A 20,843-nucleotide genomic window follows, 5' to 3' on the forward strand; every position below is an offset into this window, starting at 1 on the left:
GACAAACGCCAAAGTTATCTAAATCTGAAAAATCTTCATCATAATCATACAAATCAATTCCTGAGTACGACAGTGAAAGAAGGAATTTATAACAGATGCAAGGTGCTGTTGGTTGTAATACCACACAGAATATGATAAATCACTAAATAGCTTACATATGCCACAGGATTTTTTTGGTATAGAAAAGGAACTTACCACTCCTCTTGGAAAACGTAAATACTATTCACTACGGGATTTGGCGGCCAAACGAAGCGAAGTGAAATCACTTCCGTACGCCATTCGGATTTTATTGGAAAATGCCATTCGCAATTACGATAACTTCGCTGTAACTGAAGATCATCTTGAGACACTTCTCAACTGGCATGAAACTGCCGGCAAAAAGGATATCCCTTATACTCCTGCAAGGGTTTTAATGCAGGATTTTACGGGAGTGCCAGCCGTGGTGGATATAGCTTCCATACGATCTGAGGTAGCCAGAAAAGGAAAGGATACAGGCAAGACCAATCCGGTAGTACCCGCTGATATGGTCATTGACCACTCAGTGATGGTCGAATTTTTCGGCACACAAAACTCTTACAAGAAAAATGTAGACCTGGAATACCAAAGAAACGAGGAACGTTATAAATTATTAAAGTGGGCTCAAAAAGCCTTTACCAATTTTTCAGTGGTACCTCCGGGAATGGGTATTTGTCACCAGGTGAACCTCGAATACTTGGCCAAAGGGGTAATCGAGCGAGATGGCTACCTTTTTCCAGATACACTGGTAGGTACAGACTCACATACTCCTATGGTCAACGGTATTGGAGTGCTTGGCTGGGGTGTAGGTGGTATAGAAGCCGAAGCTGCCATGCTAGGCCAGCCAATCTATATGATACTACCAGAAGTCATTGGGTTGAAGCTTACCGGATCGCTTCCTGAGGGTGCTACCTCTACTGACCTGGTGCTGACAGTGACCAAACTGCTTAGGGACTATGGAGTGGTTGGTAAAATTGTGGAAATATTCGGACCAGGCTTGGCTCATTTGACTGTGCCTGATAGAGGTACAATCAGTAATATGTCGCCGGAGTTTGGATGTACGGATACCCACTGGCCAATAGATGACCAGACGCTCGCCTACATGCTAAAAACGAATCGATCTAAAGAGCATGTAGAGATGGTTAAGAAATATGCCCAGGAAAACATGCTCTGGAGAAATCCGGAAGACACTATCAAATACACCGATGAGATAGAACTTGACTTAAGTACAGTAGAACCAACCATATCCGGACCGAAAAGGCCTCAGGATAAAATCCTGCTTAAAGATGCCAAAGACCAAATTATCAGCTTACTGAAAGAATCTCATAGCAGAACCTACATCCCAGTACAGGAACGCACTGGTAACTGGGCCTACGAAGGTGGCCAGGCAGCAGAAGCTGTTCAGATTGAAACTGGTATCAAAAGCATCCCAATGAAGCGTGGGGACATCAGTTACAATTTATCTGATGGTGCAGTGGTCATTGCAGCCATTACCTCATGTACGAACACTTCCAACCCAAGTGTGATGATTGGGGCGGGATTAGTAGCTAAAAAAGCCGTTGAACGAGGACTTGATGTAAAACCCTGGGTGAAAACATCCTTGGCGCCTGGGTCTAGAGTAGTAACCGATTACCTGGAAAAGTCACACCTTCTTCCCTATCTGGAGGCTTTGAAATTTCACACGGTAGGTTACGGATGTACTACCTGCATTGGTAACTCCGGTGACATGATGCCAGAAGTACAGAAAGCAGTAATTGAAAATGATTTGGTGGTTTGTTCCGCTCTCTCAGGAAACAGAAACTTTGAGGCACGAATCCACCCCAACATTAAAATGAACTTCCTTGCTTCACCAATGCTGGTAGTGGCATATGCTCTAGCAGGCCGCATGGATTTTGACATGAATAATGAACCACTGGGCATAGACTCCAATGGTGAAGCGATCTTCCTCAAAGATATCTGGCCAACACTGGATGAAATTAATGAGATAATGGATGTGGTGGTCACCCCAGAAGATTACAAGCGCACTTATGAAACTATTTTTAATGGAGATGATGCCTGGAAAGGACTGAACGCCCCGGAAGGTACCATCTATGAGTGGGATGACAAGTCTACCTATATACAGGAAGCGCCTTTCTTTAAGGATATCTCAGAAGACGTGCCAGAGCCAGAGGACATCCAAGGTGCTAAAGTGCTGCTACAGCTTGGAGATATGGTTACAACCGACCACATTTCTCCTGCAGGTAAGTTCCAACCAGAGCATCCTGCTGGTCAATACCTGACGGAACATGGTGTAGAACAGCGAGACTTTAACTCGTATGGTTCACGACGTGGAAATCATGAAGTAATGATGAGAGGTACTTTCGCCAACGTCAGGATCAAGAATAAACTAGCCAGCCGTGAAGGCGGGTGGACCAAGTACCACCCTACCGGTGAAGAAATGCCCGTATACGATGCGGCTATGAAATACCAAGAGGATAACACACCATTGGTAGTGATTGGTGGCAAAGAATATGGTTCTGGTTCGTCAAGAGACTGGGCTGCCAAAGGAACCACATTACTCGGTGTAAAAGCAGTAATCACAGAAAGCTATGAACGTATACACCGTTCAAACCTTGTGGGGATGGGTGTTTTACCGTTACAGTTTCTGGAAGGAGAAACACAAGACACTTTAGGATTAGCTGGAGATGAGACCTATGATATCTCAGGAATAGCTGATGGTTTGACTCCTGGTAAGGAAATCCAGGTCACAGCAACTAAACCGGATGGTACCAAAACTGAATTTAAGGCGATGGTTCGGTTAGATTCCGAAGTGGATGTTGCTTATTACAAGCACGGAGGTATCCTGAATTACGTCTTGAGAAATTTCTTGAAGGACTAGGACATGCCTGACAAGTTTAAAAACAAAAAACCCTGACGAAATCTCGTCAGGGTTTTTGTTAATATATAGATGTTAACTCTCAATCAATAAGAAGAAGCATCATCCTGATTCATTAAGTATCGAACCTGAATCTCACCAGCTGTAGGACTGGAGATAGTCTGCAGCAAGTGTAACTTATCATACGATTGGAATACGATCTCAAAATCGAATATGGTTCCATCTTCTGCAGTTAGTGTCAGATTGGTATCAGTTGCAACCCAATCTCCCACATAAACAAATCCATTGTCATCAGTTAAAACAAAGGAATCATCTCGTTCGAGTGTGAACCTTTCAAAAACCAATGGAGAACTTGTGGATCCTCCACTACCAGCTGCCTGGCCATTCACATAGTATTCCGTTACCACCCAGTCTCCATAAGACATATTGGTAGGGGTCGGCTCTACTGGCTCAGCACAGGAGATGGCAAATGCTGCCATCCCTGTTATCATTATATAACTAAGTATCTTTCTCATAATTGTTATTGTTTAACGATTCGGATATTCTCTACTTCATTTCCTTGCACCACAGTCATGTTGTAGATACCAGCATCCAATTTTGAGATACTGATTTCTTTTACAAACTGTTCTGCATTTTTCTCGAAACTTTCTGAGATCAAGATCTGACCAGATAAAGTCATAATCTGAACCTTCACTGTTCCAAGCTTATCTCCAGGAATATCCAAATTCACTACGTCAGTAGTAGGGTTTGGATAAGTACTAGCTACAATTCCTTGAGCACTTGTAGGAGGAGCAACACGGCTGCCAGTAAGATCCACGGTGTTGGTAGTAGCAGTACAACCACCTTCATAATCTACTTCCACCATGTATTCAGCAGCATCCAGTACTACAATAGAAGTTTGATCACGTTTGTTTCTCATCTCCACTCCATTACGATACCATCTGATTTCCAAATCATCTGCACTATTGTAAAGAAGTGTTAACGTGATTCCATCCAATTCAAGTGATGCGTTGTTTGGTCTCGCAGTTTGTGTATATGTAGACATTGCCACACATCCAGAACCATCTGCTCTTGATACTGATAGCATAAACTCAGTTTCGGAAGTTATTGGATCTGAAGTCACATAAGTCGTACCATTGGCACCAGCCACCATCGCACCTGAAGGAAGTCCAGTTTTAGCATCAACTAGCTGATATCTGAAATAAGGACTACCGCTCAAGCTAAAAGTAACTCCCGCTTCACCACATCCAGCGGAATACTGACTAAAGCCAGGAACTGACGGTAATGCCAAGCTATTAAGAGTAATTTCATTTGATTCAGGTGATAAACAAACCGAACCATCTTCAAAGCTCTCACCTACATATACAGTATAATCACCTGGAGCTGTAACTTCGATTACATTAGAACTAGTGGTTCCAGCCTGTGTAATGCTATTGTTATTCCATCTCCAATCGTAATAAGTGAATCCTTCAGGAGCAGTTAAGGTTACAGAACCTTCACCCTGACAGAAAGTCAAAGCTCCGTCTGAAGTTATCACTGGCGCAACATCTGGCACATCACTGATCGTCAATGTGAAAGCTTCAATCGTTGTGCTACAAGTCACACGACTATCATCACTTACCCATTCGAATGAGAAATCTCCACCCTGGGTGAATGTATAATTGTCGGATTCAGTAGAAGCAAACAAAGCTCCATCAAGATAGATATTAACTACCCCAGTATTGACATTATTGGTATTTGACGTTCCTTCATAGAAATATACCGTATAATCATCACAAGCGTGGATAACATCCCCTGCGACAATTGGTCCATTGCTATAAAAGGTAGTATTGTTCGATACTCTAAACAGTGGTAGATCAACCTCTCTTACTACGATTGGGTCTGACCATTCGCTGGAGCATCCACTTCCAATAGGTGCATTGGAAACTCTTACTTCATAAGTACCTGCAATGGTAGTGGTAATAGTCTGAGAACCTACTCCATCTAGATTACTAGCTGAAGGTGCATTCCATTCATAGTAAGCAAATCCATCAGGAGCACTCAAGGTAACCTCAATAGCATCTGAACATGCCAATAGATCACCGCTTACCACTGTAACTACTGGTGTTTCCTCAACAGGATCAGTAATATTTACTGTAAACGTTTCAGTGGTAACAACACATTGTCCATTCAACGCATCATTGGTCCACTCGGCAAAGTACTCACCAGACTCCTCAATATTCATTGAAGATCCTGTTGTTGTTTTATAAGCTACTCCGTCTTTGTACACCGTATAAAGTGCACCAGTTCCAGGGCTAACATTTCCACCAGCAAAGCCATCACGGAAATAGATGGTAACATCTTCACATCCGTTGATCACTTCACCACCATTTATATAACCGCCATCAGCATACAACTCAAGCTCGATGACATCAATCACTTCAAGATCGAACGTTTCTGATTCTGCATTGCAACCATTCAAACCTAAAGATTGGTTAGATACAACGACGGTATACTCACCTGGCTCATCAGCGACATAGGTATTAGACGTACCTTCTACCAATAAAGCTCCATTATCATACCATGCATAGTATGCAAAGCCTTCAGTAGCAGTAAGAGTCACTTCACCCTCACCATCAGAGCATTCGCTCAGAGCACCATCAGCTGTAATTTCTGGCATCTCAGGTGTAGCAATCTCCTCAATGGTAAATGTATCTGTCAAATAAATACAAGTACCGTCTGTAACTCTGGCAAAATACATGCCTGCTTCAAGGTCTTCATCATCACCGTCAAGTACGCTTGCATTAGAAACGAAGTTGTTTAGATTGTCTCTGAACCATTCAACACTCGTAGGTGCATAGCTGAAGTCATCTTCAAACCTTTCTAATCTCAAATAGATGTCGTCATCCTGACCTTCACAAATTGTGATTGAGTTGTTATCTTCTTCAACCAAATCAGAATCCACAAATAGTTTGAAAGTTTCAAGGTAACCCACCTCTACCGGGTCAGTATCTACTGTCTCGCGAGTATTACATACCATTCCAGAAGATGACATAGACGTCACTCTCATATCTAACTCCAATGACTCCATAAATGAACCAAGAGTAATCTCAGTTTCTCCATCTTCAGGATCATAAGTCAATGTCGCCATTACTGTATCAGCCTCAACGTTGATGATTTCATACATGAAATAATCCTGAGGTGAATTGATGTTCAATACTACCTCTTCATTATCACATTCTTTGATATCTCCAGAAGTTACACTGAATGTTGCTGAGGTGTTGATAGGTGCTACAAGTTCTACATTTTGCTCTGAGAACTGACCTGTTACATCAACGTCTTCGTTGATGTCATCATACATATCTGTATTGTCATCAGCATCCAAGCTAAATCTATACCATGTATTACTTTGTGATGAAGTCAACACATTACCAGGAAGCTGTACGGTTATTGTTCCGGTACCTTCAGTCGCCATAAAGTCATAGCCACTCAAAGAGGAGGATGCTCCACCAACAGCCTTATAGTTTGCTTTCAATATATTGTCTACTCCGAAGCGGCCTCTAATTTCATAACCCAGAGTAACTTCATCACCTTGACAAATCTCATCAGCACTAACACTTGTAATCAACACTTGTTGCTTTGCGATAGATCGTGATTCTGTAGTGATGTAGTCAAACGGTAAGGTATTGCCAGACTTGAAAACAAAATTATCTACAGATACGTCGATTCCATTTCGCTCTTCTTGTCTGAACCTGAACCTTACCCCCGACTTCATTTCTTCAGTCAAGGTGTATTGAACTGTAGAATCATTGATGGTAAACTCAGAATCCATTTCTGGGAACGTATCCAACTGCATGTAAGTGCCACCAGCATCCAAGGAATATTCAAAAATCAGGTACTGATTATCCAATAGGTTCTCAGATACTTCATCGAATGTAAGATCGAAGCTCATGATGGTCTTGTTTTCTAGCTCATCCGCTTCGAAATCACGTGTAGTGATCAATCCTCTGCCGAAATCATTCTCAAACTCAACCATATTAGACCCACTTAAGGATGCACCCTCAGGGAAGAAACTAGTGTTGTTTTGAGAGTTAGAATAACCAGCACTCCCTGTATAGATGTAAACATCATACAAGTCAAGTGAAGAACCATCCAGCTCTGCATCGTTACCAATTACCCATCTAAATTGAACGGTCTCGACTCTGTCTTCATCAAACAATGCCAGAGAAGTAAAGTAGTATAGATAGTTATTATAGTAGCCATCTCCAAAAGATGTAATATTAGTCCAATCTCCACCGTTCATCGAATATTGGAAAACCACATTATTGGAACCCACTTTATCAAAATCCACATCGAATCTGATGTAAGGACTATTTGGACTGTACAACTCATCCTCCCTAAAGACTTTAGTGGTGATAGCCACATCATTTACGTCTCCAGCTAAAAAGTTACTAGGATCCGAAGTAATGTCATCCTCATTATTTGACATTTCTGAGAACTGGAACATATCTACATCACCTACTTCTCCAAGTGGTGCACCTTCAGTAAATTCTATAACGAAAGTCTGTGATCCGCTTAGGAACGGAGGAAGATCTACTGTAATATCTGCAGTACCTACCTGAGTTGCCAGGATCATGTCGTTAGAGCCGCTGATGTTTACAGCAAGAAGGTTGGCATAAAGGTCGTCTACACCAATAGTAGCTGTCTCGTCATTCTCCAGATCAACGCTAAATGTAGCCGTGCTACCTGCATAGAGTACATCGTTCGCTGCAAACTCTAATGTAGTTCTTACTGCCTTCAGGAAGACATCCAGATCACCAACATCCGTAGTACTCTCACCGTCTTCATCACCATAGATGAAGTAGGTTTCGCCATCCACCTCAATAGAAGCAATTAAATAAATATCATAAGTGCCAGCAGTAGCATAGAAAGGTATAGACCCTTCGAAACCTTCACCCAGCGTAGTAGTAGTACCTACAACATAAGGTTTGTCGGTCTCAGGATCAATTACAAAATCACTGCCGTCATGAAGTATGAAAGTGAATTGAGTTCCTGACGGGAAAGTATCAGGCTCTAAAAGGTCCTCATTATAATCCCAGGTGTACTCAAATGTCTCGCCATTGAACACTGCATCTTCCAGGTCTGTCTGCATCCACACATAGTCTGTTGCAGCAGGCTCGTCGATAGTAACTGCTTGTTCTTGATTGTTATCATTAAATAGGTAAGAAGCAAGTTCATTACCCTGATCATAGATAAGATCAATAGAAGATACAAGCCATGCATTTTTATCAAGGCCTAAGTTTAGAGGCTGGCTCCATCTAATGTAAACATCCTCAGCAAGGAATGCTTCAGGGATTCCCACACTAATGGTACCATCTGCATTGTACAACAATCCAGTCTGATACATATCATCCTCATCCTCTAATACCTCAATAGCGGTCCATGTAGACCCATCAGTAGATAGCTCTAATCTTGGTACAGTATTGGTATTGGAAGCCATAGTAACTACGGATTCATAATAAAATTGAAGAGTTACTGAATCAGCTCCACTAAGATCGAACGGACCTGCAACCAATTCTCTTGTACCAACTCGGTCAAAATCAAAAGAGGTAAAGACAGAAGGGTTACTAACACCTGTTACGGTCATGAAATCATCCTCGCTATCCACATCAATGATCTCATCCGATGGATAGTATTCACCGTCTTCACCTGGAATGAATGGAATCACCGAAATCTCATACGCTGCTAAAGCATTGTCTTCATCTAAAGGCAAAACAATTGGCATGCTTCCAGAGATGCTTTGTGTGCCTTGATCTGAGTTCGTTCCGATAACATAAGTTACATTGCCTTGAACCAAAACAGCAGCAAACTCTACATCATCTGGGAAGTACTCCGCATTGTAGCTAACAGTCACATCCTGACCAATGGTATAAGAAGAATTCACATCAGCCAAGTTGATGTAAGGCTCAACTAATCCAAATTCATAAAGAACATCAGCTGTTTCTGTGAATGTTGGAGTTTCGATGACAACATCATCAATTTTAGATGTATTTACCCCAGCATTAAAATTATCATCATAGGCAACCCTAAAATACAGGCTGTCTGTCCAAAAGTTGTTTGGCACGTCAACATCAAAAGTTATATCGAAACCACTATTTGTTAGCGTTTCAAAATCTTCCCATGTCTCACCATCATTGGACAAATAGATAGTCATGTCGTAATCACTATCAAAATCCTCATTATCGATATTAACAGAGATATTTCCTCCATAAGTGAAATCGAATGGAATACTAGTGGCCGAACGCTCTGACGAACCATAGAACACATCAGGAGTTCCCGACACTTCCTGTGTTCCAACTGTCATACTAAAGTATTCATCCAACTCTTCTGCTGATAAATCAACATTGAGAAGTTCGCTGAAAGTGAATGCATCGAATAAACCTGTGGTTAAGCTAAGCTTCAACGTTGGATTAGTTGGACTATCTGGGTAATCCAGATCTTGCGGTAAAACACCTGTAATCGTTCCATCCAGAGTTTCTGTAGCATTAAGCTGAACATAATCTCCGTCATTGTTCAACACACTCAAAACCAATTGTGCGCCAGATCCTGGCTCACCATCTATTGAGTAGGTCACTGTGGCTGTAGATCCCGGAACAGCGTACTGCTCACCTGCTACATCAACAGCCATGGTAAATGAAACATCTGAAATTGAAATTTCCACCTCATAAATCGGAAGAGTAACGGATGAATACATTTCATCATTGACCAATAAGTAGACCGTGTAGTCTCCACCTTCCAATGCAGGAACCTTGAAGTCAATTGATTCATCAGTAACATCCTCAATTTCTCCAATCAAAATATCCAATTCTTCATCTCCAACCGTGTTGATCAACAACTTAGCTCCAGTATTAGCAGGAAACTCTCCTTCATCAATTGAAAATGTGAAAGTCTGATCTGTCATTGGGTATGACAGGTTATCAGATTCAATACTAATTGGATCCAGAGTGATCGATGGACGGTCAATATCAAAATTGATATCATCATCTCCAACAATGTCTATCAGATTGTCAACCCCATTTATGGAAATTGAACTGATGTACCACATATCGAGTCCATCTCCATTATTTCCTTCTTGTCTTACTCTTAGAATGGTACCTGAAGTGATCATACCTGAAGGATAATCAGCAGCAGCCACCGCAAGTAATGATGTTCCGGTTGCTGACAAAGCGTTTAGTGAAACACTTGTTAGCTCAGTAAAGCTTCCACCTTCTTCGGTAGCATACTCTAAAACCAAATCAGTCCCTGCCGGAGATAATAGATTTTCAGATCTGCCAAGATAAATTTTGATGGAATCATTGTCAATAGAAGCAAAATCAAATGCTGGAAACTCAATTGATCTCTCACCATCTCCGTCAAATTCAATATTATCTAAAACAGTCAACTCACCATTTTCGATTGTTAACTCATCAAAGTCATCTGAATCTCCGAAATCAGGTGTATAGCTATCACTCCAAAGCAGTTGACTATCGTCTGAATCATATGCCGCAACATACAGATCATAACTATCATAAATAACCCCAGTTGGAACAGTTCCAACTATGGTGAATACTGTATCATTTACATTAGTAAAAGTTTCGCCTTCCAGATAAAAACGATCACTACCATTGGTGAAAATAGCACCATAGCTGTAAAGGTCCAGTTCTGCACCATCAGTGATGGAAGCAACTATGTTGATTTCATCTCCAGGATAGGCGGTTGAAACATCCACATCATCTCCCGTCACATAAACAGAATCAATGCTTAATTGAGGATTCACCACAGAATATGCAATAGAAATATCGCTATCTATGGAAGAGTATGCTTGTTCTAGAGTTAGCTCGATATCACTTGTTACCGCCCAAGAGCGAACATTTGCTCCTAAACTAGAGCTATTTGCCTGTTCAATCTTGAACATTACAGATGAAGTATAGGCAGAAGACGGCAGTTGGAAAACCTTAGATCCATCTCCAGCGATTGTATCTGATGCAGCTCCAACCTCTTCCAGAGATGTATAAGTTGAACCTCCGTTTGTTGAATAATAAAACTTAATAAAGTTTACTGTATCAACTGAATAAATATCATCCGCACCCACATCCTCAAAATCAAAGAATATGGTAACTGTATCAGCTCCTGATAAATCTACAGCGTCAGTTACCAAAGATCTGGTTCCTGCTCTATCAAAAACGCCATCGTCATTATCAGTACCTGCTTGAGTGGTTTCTTCAAGTGCGAAGATTACACTGTCTACATCATTGTAGAAGTCATCACCTTCCAATGCATGAAGCCTCAAGTTATAAATACCGTTGGTCGGCCATGTAAAATCAAAGTCTACCTCAGCATCCTGAACGGTAGACTGACCTAAGATAAGATCAGTAGTGCCAGCATCATTTAAATCAATAGCAGCATTACTGTAAAACAAGACAAAATTTGTCCCATTCTCGTAACCAGTCGCCTCAAAAGTGTAGGTTGTGTCTTCACCCACAAATTGAGTTGTATTATTAGGAGCAGTTACTGTCAACTGCCCTTTTGCTACAAACGCAAAACAGCTTATCAAGACGATAAGCAGCGCTTTGGCGGTTTGTATAAAATATTGTTCGTATTGTTTTCTCATTTTTGCAGTGATTTAATTAAAGAAATTTAAATCCGATTCTGATCGCATTGAGTGTGTTCATGGTCACCGAGCTGTTTTTGGTTGATTCCTGAAACAACTCACCATCTACAAACACTTCGTTCATTTTGGACTGTGCAAGGTTGAATCCCACTTCTGTCCCGATGTAAAATCGTGAGTTTAAGTGGTACTCAGCACCTACACCAATACCAACGCCAATCAGGAAGTACCCTTTGTTGGTAGCCGTTCTGTTGGCAATGTTTACGCTTGTGGCGCCATCAATCGAATAAGAGGTAGTGGACTCATAACTAGAGAATCCCTGCCCCACTAGAACATCCAGTGCAGCATAGGATCTGAATCCATTTTCTACTCTGAAGTGATACTCACAACCAGGTCTTACTAGGTAAGAACTACGGTTGGTCACTGCATCGGGCGTATCCTGCTCGTTACTCAACCCCACATTGATCCCCAAACGAGGAACGATGTTGGTAGTAACTGCATATCGAGCTCTCAAAGAGCCGAAACTTAATAATTTCCCACTACTGGAAGATGATGACCATGCATCATTACCAAAAGGGGAACCAGTGACTTCAAAAGCCATATCTCCAGCGTCAAAATACCCACCCTCAGAACCTTCGTCCTGTGAGAATGCGGTACCCCAGCCGATCAATAGAGCCAATGAAACCAGAACACATTTTCGCATAAGTGTAAATGGTTAGGGTTGAAAAATCAATTTTTGGCGGTTTATAAGAAGGGAAATAGGCGGCTTCTTATTTAAACCACAACAAACCTAGGAAAAATCTCATAGACATACCATACCCAAAATTAGGTATGTGGATATATTTATTGAATTATTAACAATACGGGGGTTTTATTTTAAATATTATCAAATTGAAATCGATTTCCTAGCATGATTTTTACAATTCTGTCACATAAATTTAATATTTTGATGATCTAGCTTATTTTACTCCTCTGCAAATCAAAATTTCTTCTAGCTTTATCCAGGTGAAGCAAAAACCCACCTAACCTATGCAAACAAAGCCTTTTAGCATCAGCAGAGCAGCTTACCTGGTGTTAACAATTCTTGGGATTACGACCATTTTGGTGTACTCTAAAGATTATGCCATCCCCTTTATAATCGCACTGCTCGTGTGGTTCATCATTCATGAATTAAGAGAGAATATCCAGCAGGTACCCTGGCTGAGGAGAAACTGTCCTATCTGGTTACAAAGCATGATTGGTTTTGTAGTCATCAATGTGGCTCTCTTTCTGGTGTTCCAGCTTCTGATAGTTAGCATGTCGGACCTGTTGGATTCTATTGACATCTATGAGCAGAACCTGGATAAGAGTCTTCTCCAAATCAATGCAATGACCGGTGTAAATGTGACTGATCAGGTGTTAACCTACATCAAAGAGCTCGACCTGGCGGCAGCAGCCTCCACCTTGTTTGATTACGTTTCACTGTTACTAGGCGATGCATTCCTAATCTTACTGTACGTACTATTTCTTCTGCTAGAAGAGTCGGTATTCAACTATAAGCTTGATGCCCTGTATAGCGATGAAAAGAAGAAGAAAAAAATAGTGGCTCTATTCCAAAAAATGGATCATAGTATCAGTAAATACCTCACGTTAAAGACCATCGTCAGTTTACTCACGGGATTCCTGAGTTATTTTGCCTTGTTGTTGATTGGAGTAGATGCTCCCGCATTTTGGGCAATTCTAATTTTCGTGTTAAACTATATTCCTACTATTGGCTCATTGATTGCCACGCTCTTTCCTGCTCTGTTTGCAGTGGTGCAGTTTGGTGAGTTTGGCCCAATGGTACTTGTATTAATATCTGTGGGACTCATTCAGGTAATCATTGGAAACATAGTAGAACCTAAAGTAATGGGTGATTCACTCAATATAAGTTCGCTGGTGGTCCTTCTTTCTCTGACTATTTGGGGCGCAATCTGGGGTATAATGGGCATGATTCTAAGCGTACCCATCACCGTCATCATGATCGTTGTATTTGAAGAAATCCCAGAACTAAAGCCAATTGCCATAATGCTATCGGAAAAAGGACAACTGAAAACACTCGCAGATGATCCGGATTAAAACTAAACACCGACTATCTAGTTGTAAAAAATAAAAACCAATCATTATGAAACGTACCAGTTTGTCTGCAATAGCTTTAGTTATGGCAGCATTATTTTTTTCTTGTAGTAACACCAAGTCCAGTGATTCCAATGAATCCCCAGAAGAGAAAATCAGTCAGGCCGCTGAAGATTTGGGGCCAGAAAAATATTCTGTATACAAAGCCCCTCCGTCCTATGACTATCCGGATGCAAGTCTGTCCATGACTGCTCCTGAAACATTACTTAGTCCAGGAGAAACAGCTTTCCAATTTGAGGTGACTAATTATGATCTTGGAGTACAGACGCCGGACGCAGCAGCAAGAGGTATCGCCAATTCTGGTAAAGGTCAACATATTCATTTTATCCTTGACAATGACCCCTACTCTGCTCACTATGAACCAGAGTTTACTAAGGAACTCACCGAAGGTAAGCACGTATTACTAGCCTTCCTTTCAAGATCTTATCATGAGGCCGTTAAAAATGATAGTTCATATATATTAAAGGAATTGATAGTAGGTACGCCAGCAGAAGATGAGCCTCAGTTTGACGCAATGGCTCAGCACCTCTTCTACAGCCGACCTAAAGGAACCTACAGTGGAGCCGATACTAAAAAACTTATGTTGGACTTTTTCCTCTTCAACACCTCAATTTCGCCTGATGGCAACAAAGTGAGAGCTACCATCAATGGAGAAGAGCATGTACTGACAGAGTGGGCTCCTTACTATATAGAAGGTTTGGAAATGGGAGAAGTAACCATCAAACTGGAACTTATAGACAAAGATGGAAAATTGATTCCAGGTCCATACAACTCAGTGGAAAGAAAAGTCACACTGACCGAATAGTCAGAAGTTCAAATTCTTTTTTAAATCCCATTGCTAGCGAGTAATGGGATTTTTTATATCTTAGAAGACTGATATTCAACCTAATACCACCATGAACTCATCAATTGATACCGAAGATATCGTTTCAGTCTTCAAAGAAAATGGATATAAAATCCTAAATGCCGGTGAAACAATCGTCCTGAAAAAACCCAATTCGGGAAGCTTAACTACGTTCATCATTTTTGGTCTCATTGGGTTGACTTTACTCACCATAGGTCTCTACATTGGACTTCACTTTACAACCATCCTCTGCGGATTATTTTTCATAGGAGTACCCTTGATTTATGAACGCTATAAGTATCCAAATCAAATTATCATTGACACTAACAATAAGACAGTAACACTAAAATCTGGCTACACTGTCACAAGAGTCTATCGCTTTAATGATATTTCTTCACTAGAAGTAGATGAATCAATCGTCACCAGTGATGTGAGTCCTTTCAAGGATGGTTACCAGGACTTCATTTATTCGTTCAAACTGAATATCGGTTCTAGCAAACATAAATTTGTCAACCTGGTCTTTAGAAAGCAGAGTGATTCAAGTGTCCATATGATCACGCAATACCTTTCTGATCGGCTGTCTTTGCAAAGTAGTAGCTAGGGCTTAATCATTCCAGTCTGCTACAAAAAGATTCGTATCCCTGGTTCCTCCGTTGAATCGATTGGAGGCCCAAACCAATTGCTTACCATCCGGGCTGAACATGGCAAAAGAGTCAAATGTCTCATCATAAGTGATTCGCTCAAGTCCTGTGCCATCTATATTGATCATATATAGATTAAATGGGAATCCCCTCTGCGATTCATGATTGGATGAAAAAACGACTTTTTCACCTGATGGATGAAAGTATGGAGCCCAGTTGGCATTGCCAAGATTCGTAATTTGCTTGAGATCAGATCCGTCCACATTACAAATGAACAGTTCCATTTCTGTTGGCTGTACGAGCCCTTGAGCCAGTAATTCCTTGTATACTTTTATCTCTTCTTCTGTCTTTGGACGAGAAGCTCTAAAGATCAGTTTGGTACCATCTGGTGAGAAAAATGCACCTCCATCATACCCCAACTCATCAGTCACCTGCTGCACATCCGTACCATCGATATTCATGGTGAACAATTCCAAATCTCCTGAACGCATGGAAGTAAAGACAATTTTGTCTCCCTTTGGAGAAACCGTAGCCTCTGCGTCATAACCTGGAGTATCAGTTAGTTGCTCTTTAATAGTTCCTGACAAGTCCGAAACAAAAATGTCGTATGATTCATAGATTGGCCACACATATTTGCCATCAATACTTCTCGGCGGATCTGCTGGGCACAATGAATCCATCAAATGAGTAGAGCCATAAACAATCGTGCTATCTCCAGGTAAAAAATAAGCGCAAGTAGTGCGTCCCATTCCTGTACTGAGCATGGCAGGCTTTTGATTAGGGCTAACTTTGTCTACATCCAGCACAAAAATCTGATCACAGGAAACTCCCCATTGATTAAAATCAGACTGAAACACCAACTGATCACCTGCAAATGACCAATAAGCTTCTGCATTGTTACCTCCCCAGGTCAATTGACGAACATTACTCAAATGAGATTCCTCATCATATCTGAGCGTGTCAGGTTTTGGCTCAGAAGATTCAGTATCGGCAGTCTTTTTAGAAGGACCAGTACATGCTATGATTAATAGCAGGCCCATGATGCTAACAATGTTTTTCATAACAACTAACTTTATCAGCGCGCTAAACTAATATAACTTATTACATTATGAGGTCCATTCAAGCCTTAATCATTGCATTATTTTTAGTGGCCTGTGAGCAGGCACAAAATCCAACAGAGATCATTTCACAAGACATAGCCATTTTAGCTAGCGATTCACTAGAAGGACGTGAAGTGGGCACTGAAGGAGAACGCAAAGCCGCTAGCTATATAGCAGGTAGGTTTAAGGAATTGGGGCTATCCCCGAAAGGAACGGCCGGTTTCATGCAATCTTTTTTTGTCAAAGATTCAGATAATCCTCATGAAAAAGCTACCATGTCTGACGAGGATACACTACAGGGAATATCAGGTCGAAATGTTGTTGCATTTCAAGACAATCCAGGCGATCAACTCATCATTATTGGTGCTCATTATGATCACCTGGGATATGGAGGATTGTCCTCTCTCCATCGCGGTGATTCTGCCATTCACAATGGAGCTGATGACAATGCCAGTGGTGTCTCTGCTATGCTGGAAATAGCTCGTTACTTTCAAACGAATCCTATTAACTCAGACATCCTTTACATAGGTTTTTCTGGTGAAGAGAAGGGACTATGGGGATCCAACTACTTCGCTAAAAACCCTACTGTAGATTTGACTCTGGTTAACTACATGATCAATATGGACATGGTAGGTCGACTAGACACTGCCAAGGGAATAGCTATTCACGGAACAGGAACTGCTCCTGTATGGTCTGAGATAATCGATCAATCCAACACTGTCGGCCTCAAAGTGGTGAAAAAAGAATCTGGAGTAGGTCCTTCTGACCACACCTCTTTTTACCTACAAGATATTCCTGTGCTTCATTTCTTCACCGGGCAGCACGGCGATTACCACAAGCCCACAGATGATTCTGAGCTAATCAATGTCAATGGAATCTTAAAAATTACCACACACATTGAAAACATCGTCAAAAATCTAGATACCGAACCAAAACTTACTTTTCAAAAAACAAAAGACGAGTCCAGCCAGGGTCCAAGATTCACAGTGACACTTGGTGTGGTTCCCGATTATTTGTTTGATGGTGAAGGCATGCGCATAGATGGTATCAGTGAAGACAAACCCGCTCAAAAAGCAGGTCTGGAACAGGGTGATATTGTAATCCAACTTGGTGATAGCACCATCATAGATATGATGAGCTATATGCGTGCACTTTCCGCCTTCAATAAGGGTGATTCTACTCAAGTTGTTATCAATAGAAACGGAGAAGAACTTACTTACGACATTAGCTTTTAATGCGCTATTTAGGAGGATTAATTGTATTCATTGCGTTCGGCTGTGGAAATTCGGCAGAGCACGTGCTCAACAAGCACTACCAATCCCTGGGAGACATATCAGAGGTTACTAACATAGTGGCCAAAGCGGACTGTACAGGGCCTGATGGCACCTATCAAACGATCACCAAATCCTCTACACAAGATGATTACCTGCTGTTTCTTCAAAAATACGATTACAAGCCGAACCCCTTTTATGCACTGATCAAAACCAAAGAAAAAGGATACGGACTAGATTCCTCATTAACCGCTCAAGGTCCTCTCTCCAATGCTGTGATAGCTGTATTGAAAGCGCATGAATTTCATGAGATGATGATGCAGCCCGATCAGCGTTATTTCGGGTTAAAGCAACTGGAAGATACTTCATTCTTCGACCAGAGATGTCACCAGCTAATTGGGTCAGACCACTTAGGCCTGCCAGTGCGACTGTTCTTTGATAAGAAAACAAACCTCATGGCAGGGATCGCACAAGCCAATCCTTATAAAAAAGGGGAAATTATCTGTGTTCACTTTGAAGACTGGCAGTACAGCAACGAATTTCCAATTTTTAACCGGGTCAATATCTGGCAAGGTAAAAAAGACCATTACGTGCTGGACTATAAAAAAATAGTTTTCAATCATCCCGAATTCGAAAAACTTCAGATCGAGGAGAAATAACCACATTCCCCCTTCCATCCCCACTATTTACCATTCATCAACTACCTGCAAGTAAGTCGCAACCTTGCATTACATAATACCATATAATATACAGTAATGGTATTTACAGCCAGATGCAACTTATCAGACATCAACTGCATCTAACTTCCATACAACCTAAAGATCAACTCAAAACCAAACTAAGAAGGACCATGATTCGCAACTACTTAATTGTCGCTTTCCGAAACCTCAGGAAGCAGAAGTTCTACAGCGCTATCAACATCTTAGGCCTATCGATAGGTCTTACCTGTTTTTTGTTCATTGCGCTGTTTGTATCTGATGAGTTTAGCTATGACAAGCAGTCACCTTATGCTCAGCAAATCTACCGGATGGATTTTAGTGGCTCAGTCAACGGCAATGAATTCATCACTGCCCTAATGAGTGCCCCAGCTGCTCAGACCATGAAAGCAGACTATCCGGAAGTGGTCGATGCCTTCAGGTTTAGAAGTACTGGCAACTGGTTCATCAAACGCAAAGGAAAAGAGCTGACTTTTAAAGAAGAGAATGCCATCTACGCGGATCCAAACTTCTTCGAGTTTTGGGGAATAGGTTTGATATCAGGCGATCCGGTAACATGTCTGGACCGTCCCAGAACCTTGGTACTGGACCAAACCACAGCAAAGAAGATCTTTGGTGATGAAGATCCGGTAGGTCAAATGGTGGTCCTGGACAACCGTGAAGACTATGAAGTCACGGGGGTATATGCTGACCTACCATCCAATAGCCACTTCCACTACAACATGATGCTCACCATGCACGACCGGGAAGAGGCGCAGCGAACTATGTGGATGAGTTTCAATTTCAATACGTATTTAAAACTGAAAGAAGGTGCCTCACCTCAAGCCCTGGCGGCCAAATTTCCAGACCTGATTGATACTAAAATTGGTCCGGAGATTAAGCAGTTTATGAACCTCTCCATGGATCAGTTTGAGGCGCAAGGTGATTATGCTGGGATATTTTTGGTACCTCTAACTGATATCCATCTGCACAGCGACAAACTAGGTGATCTGGAGGCAAATGGAGATATCAAATACGTTTACATATTCTCAGCCATTGGTCTTTTTATTTTAATACTTGCCTGTATCAACTTCATGAACCTCGCCACTGCCAGATCGGCTAATAGAGCCAAGGAAGTGGGAATAAGAAAAGTGATGGGTGCATTTAGAAGTCAACTCATCAAGCAGTTCATATCGGAAGCTATGCTGATAAGCTTCATTTCTACCATCCTTGCGTTTGGACTTTCGGCACTTCTTCTCCCCTACTTCAATGATCTGGCAGGTAAACAACTTGAAATGAGCCAGCTCTTCTCAACAGGCTTTATCGGAACAATGGCCATCATCATGGTGATAGTAGGACTACTCTCGGGAAGTTACCCAGCATTCTACTTATCCAAGTTCAGACCAGCAGAAACGCTCAAAGGCAAACTTAATCTAGGGTTTAAAAGTGGCAGTATCCGAAGCGTATTGGTGGTCTTGCAATTCACCGTGTCCATCATCATGATCGTGGGAACTGCTATTGTATTTAATCAACTCTCTTTCATTCAGAATAAGAAATTAGGTTTTGATAAAAACCAGATACTCATGATCAATGATGCCTGGATTCTCAGAGATAACGTACAGGCTTTTAAGAATGAAGCATTGAGAGACAGTAGGGTAAAATCTGCAACAGTGGCAAGTTTTCTCCCAGTGGCTACTTCCAACAACAACAACGTGTACTATAATGGCAAGAATGTAAATACAAGCGAAACTCATATCTTAAACAATCATTACATCGACTATGATTACCTGAAGACACTGGATATGCAAATAGTTGACGGCAGGGCATTCTCCAAAGAGTTCCCTACTGACTCCACCACTGCTATTCTAAATGAGACAGCCGCAAAGCAAATGAATGTCTCAGTGGGTGACTTCATTTCTACTCATGGTGGTGACCAGGATTCAATGTATGCCGAGAACTACAGGATCATCGGGATTGTCAAAGATTTCCATTACGAATCGATGCGTCAAAACATTAATCCACTGGTTTTCCACATCGGGCATAGCACTGGTTATGTTGCGCTGAAAATAGACGCGTCAGACACCAAAGCTACGATTAACTATCTCAATCAGGTCTGGGATGATCTGGCTCCAGGCCAACCATTTGCATATAATTTCATGGACGAGCGATTTGATCGGATTTATGCAAGTGAACAAAAGATTGGACAGATTTTCGGAGTATTTGCCTTCCTGGCCATATTCATTGCTTGCCTTGGACTATTCGGCTTGGCGTCATTTACAGCTGAGCAAAAACGCAAAGAAATAGGCATCAGAAAGGTTTTAGGAGCATCTGTCGCACATCTTGTCAATAAGCTGTCCTTCAGCTTCATTCGACTGGTCATTGTGTCTTTTCTCATTGCGAGCCCCATTTCGTACTTCGCCATGAAAGCCTGGCTCGACGATTTCGTTTACCGAACTGACATCAGCTGGTGGGTATTTCTAGTTGCCGGTATCGCAGCTTGCGCCATAGCATGGCTCACCATGAGTGTGCAGTCGTGGAAAGCAGCTCGGGCCAATCCGGTATCGTCTCTTCGAAACGAATAGAAATCTGAATCCACATATCCACAACTTATCCACAGTGATA

General features: G+C 41.6%; 11 protein-coding genes. 7 read left to right on the top strand and 4 right to left on the bottom strand.

Going from position 1 to position 20,843, the window contains the following annotated elements:
• Nucleotides 1-157 precede the first annotated feature (157 nt).
• Nucleotides 158-2,893 carry an aconitate hydratase AcnA gene (gene acnA / locus ACO067_RS05040; RefSeq protein ID WP_421871457.1) on the top strand — a complete coding sequence of 912 codons (2,736 nt, stop codon included), beginning with the start codon at nucleotides 158-160 and terminating at the stop codon, nucleotides 2,891-2,893.
• An 83-nt stretch (nucleotides 2,894-2,976) separates the two neighbouring features.
• Here acnA and ACO067_RS05045 read toward each other — a convergent pair whose 3' ends face one another.
• Genes ACO067_RS05045 through ACO067_RS05055 form a run of 3 tightly spaced genes read right to left on the bottom strand, consistent with a single transcriptional unit; the run spans nucleotide 2,977 to nucleotide 12,219 of the window.
• Nucleotides 2,977-3,405 carry a hypothetical protein gene (locus tag ACO067_RS05045; protein WP_421871459.1) on the bottom strand — a complete coding sequence of 143 codons (429 nt, stop codon included), beginning with the start codon at nucleotides 3,403-3,405 and terminating at the stop codon, nucleotides 2,977-2,979.
• Between the two features lie 5 nt (nucleotides 3,406-3,410).
• Entirely contained in the window at nucleotides 3,411-11,519 is an 8,109-nt protein-coding gene (locus ACO067_RS05050) for a T9SS type A sorting domain-containing protein (protein ID WP_421871461.1), read from the bottom strand.
• Between the two features lie 16 nt (nucleotides 11,520-11,535).
• Entirely contained in the window at nucleotides 11,536-12,219 is a 684-nt protein-coding gene (locus ACO067_RS05055; protein ID WP_421871463.1) for a hypothetical protein, read from the bottom strand.
• A 326-nt stretch (nucleotides 12,220-12,545) separates the two neighbouring features.
• On the opposite strand from ACO067_RS05055, the gene ACO067_RS05060 reads away from it, so the two are divergent.
• From ACO067_RS05060 to ACO067_RS05070, 3 genes are all read left to right on the top strand, one after another.
• Nucleotides 12,546-13,613, top strand: coding sequence for an AI-2E family transporter (locus ACO067_RS05060; protein ID WP_421871465.1), 1,068 nt, complete (start codon nucleotides 12,546-12,548; stop codon nucleotides 13,611-13,613).
• 82 nt (nucleotides 13,614-13,695) lie between these two features.
• Nucleotides 13,696-14,475, top strand: a complete 780-nt coding sequence (locus tag ACO067_RS05065) for a hypothetical protein (protein ID WP_421871467.1) — start codon at nucleotides 13,696-13,698, stop codon at nucleotides 14,473-14,475.
• A 91-nt stretch (nucleotides 14,476-14,566) separates the two neighbouring features.
• Complete coding sequence (locus tag ACO067_RS05070) at nucleotides 14,567-15,115, top strand: hypothetical protein (RefSeq protein ID WP_421871469.1); 549 nt, start codon at nucleotides 14,567-14,569, stop codon at nucleotides 15,113-15,115.
• Between the two features lie 3 nt (nucleotides 15,116-15,118).
• Here the strand turns inward: ACO067_RS05070 and ACO067_RS05075 are convergent, their stop codons facing one another.
• Nucleotides 15,119-16,216: a TolB family protein gene (locus ACO067_RS05075; protein WP_421871471.1), complete on the bottom strand. Its 1,098-nt coding sequence runs from the start codon at nucleotides 16,214-16,216 to the stop codon at nucleotides 15,119-15,121.
• A 47-nt stretch (nucleotides 16,217-16,263) separates the two neighbouring features.
• Here ACO067_RS05075 and ACO067_RS05080 point away from each other — a divergent pair, with 47 nt between their 5' ends.
• From ACO067_RS05080 to ACO067_RS05090, 3 genes are all read left to right on the top strand, one after another.
• Nucleotides 16,264-17,490, top strand: a complete 1,227-nt coding sequence (locus tag ACO067_RS05080; RefSeq protein WP_421871473.1) for a M28 family peptidase — start codon at nucleotides 16,264-16,266, stop codon at nucleotides 17,488-17,490.
• On the top strand, nucleotides 17,490-18,185 hold the full coding sequence (locus tag ACO067_RS05085; RefSeq protein ID WP_421871475.1) for a hypothetical protein: 696 nt from the start codon (nucleotides 17,490-17,492) through the stop codon (nucleotides 18,183-18,185). Before ACO067_RS05080 ends, ACO067_RS05085 begins: the two co-directional genes overlap by 1 nt.
• Nucleotides 18,186-18,376: 191 nt before the next feature.
• Nucleotides 18,377-20,803 carry an ABC transporter permease gene (locus tag ACO067_RS05090; protein WP_421871477.1) on the top strand — a complete coding sequence of 809 codons (2,427 nt, stop codon included), beginning with the start codon at nucleotides 18,377-18,379 and terminating at the stop codon, nucleotides 20,801-20,803.
• The last annotated feature ends 40 nt before the right edge of the window (nucleotides 20,804-20,843 follow it).

Origin of the sequence: Marinoscillum sp., from assembly GCF_965229915.1 — a bacterium.
In the GTDB taxonomy this organism is placed as follows: domain Bacteria; phylum Bacteroidota; class Bacteroidia; order Cytophagales; family Cyclobacteriaceae; genus Marinoscillum.

Excerpts from the sequence above, each read along its gene's own strand:
- acnA (WP_421871457.1), top strand. The coding sequence starts at position 158 with ATGCCACAGGATTTTTTTGGTATAGAAAAGGAACTTACCACTCCTCTT.
- ACO067_RS05045 (WP_421871459.1), bottom strand. The coding sequence starts at position 3,405 with ATGAGAAAGATACTTAGTTATATAATGATAACAGGGATGGCAGCATTT.
- ACO067_RS05050 (WP_421871461.1), bottom strand. The coding sequence starts at position 11,519 with ATGAGAAAACAATACGAACAATATTTTATACAAACCGCCAAAGCGCTG.
- ACO067_RS05055 (WP_421871463.1), bottom strand. The coding sequence starts at position 12,219 with ATGCGAAAATGTGTTCTGGTTTCATTGGCTCTATTGATCGGCTGGGGT.
- ACO067_RS05060 (WP_421871465.1), top strand. The coding sequence starts at position 12,546 with ATGCAAACAAAGCCTTTTAGCATCAGCAGAGCAGCTTACCTGGTGTTA.
- ACO067_RS05065 (WP_421871467.1), top strand. The coding sequence starts at position 13,696 with ATGGCAGCATTATTTTTTTCTTGTAGTAACACCAAGTCCAGTGATTCC.
- ACO067_RS05070 (WP_421871469.1), top strand. The coding sequence starts at position 14,567 with ATGAACTCATCAATTGATACCGAAGATATCGTTTCAGTCTTCAAAGAA.
- ACO067_RS05075 (WP_421871471.1), bottom strand. The coding sequence starts at position 16,216 with ATGAAAAACATTGTTAGCATCATGGGCCTGCTATTAATCATAGCATGT.
- ACO067_RS05080 (WP_421871473.1), top strand. The coding sequence starts at position 16,264 with ATGAGGTCCATTCAAGCCTTAATCATTGCATTATTTTTAGTGGCCTGT.
- ACO067_RS05085 (WP_421871475.1), top strand. The coding sequence starts at position 17,490 with ATGCGCTATTTAGGAGGATTAATTGTATTCATTGCGTTCGGCTGTGGA.
- ACO067_RS05090 (WP_421871477.1), top strand. The coding sequence starts at position 18,377 with ATGATTCGCAACTACTTAATTGTCGCTTTCCGAAACCTCAGGAAGCAG.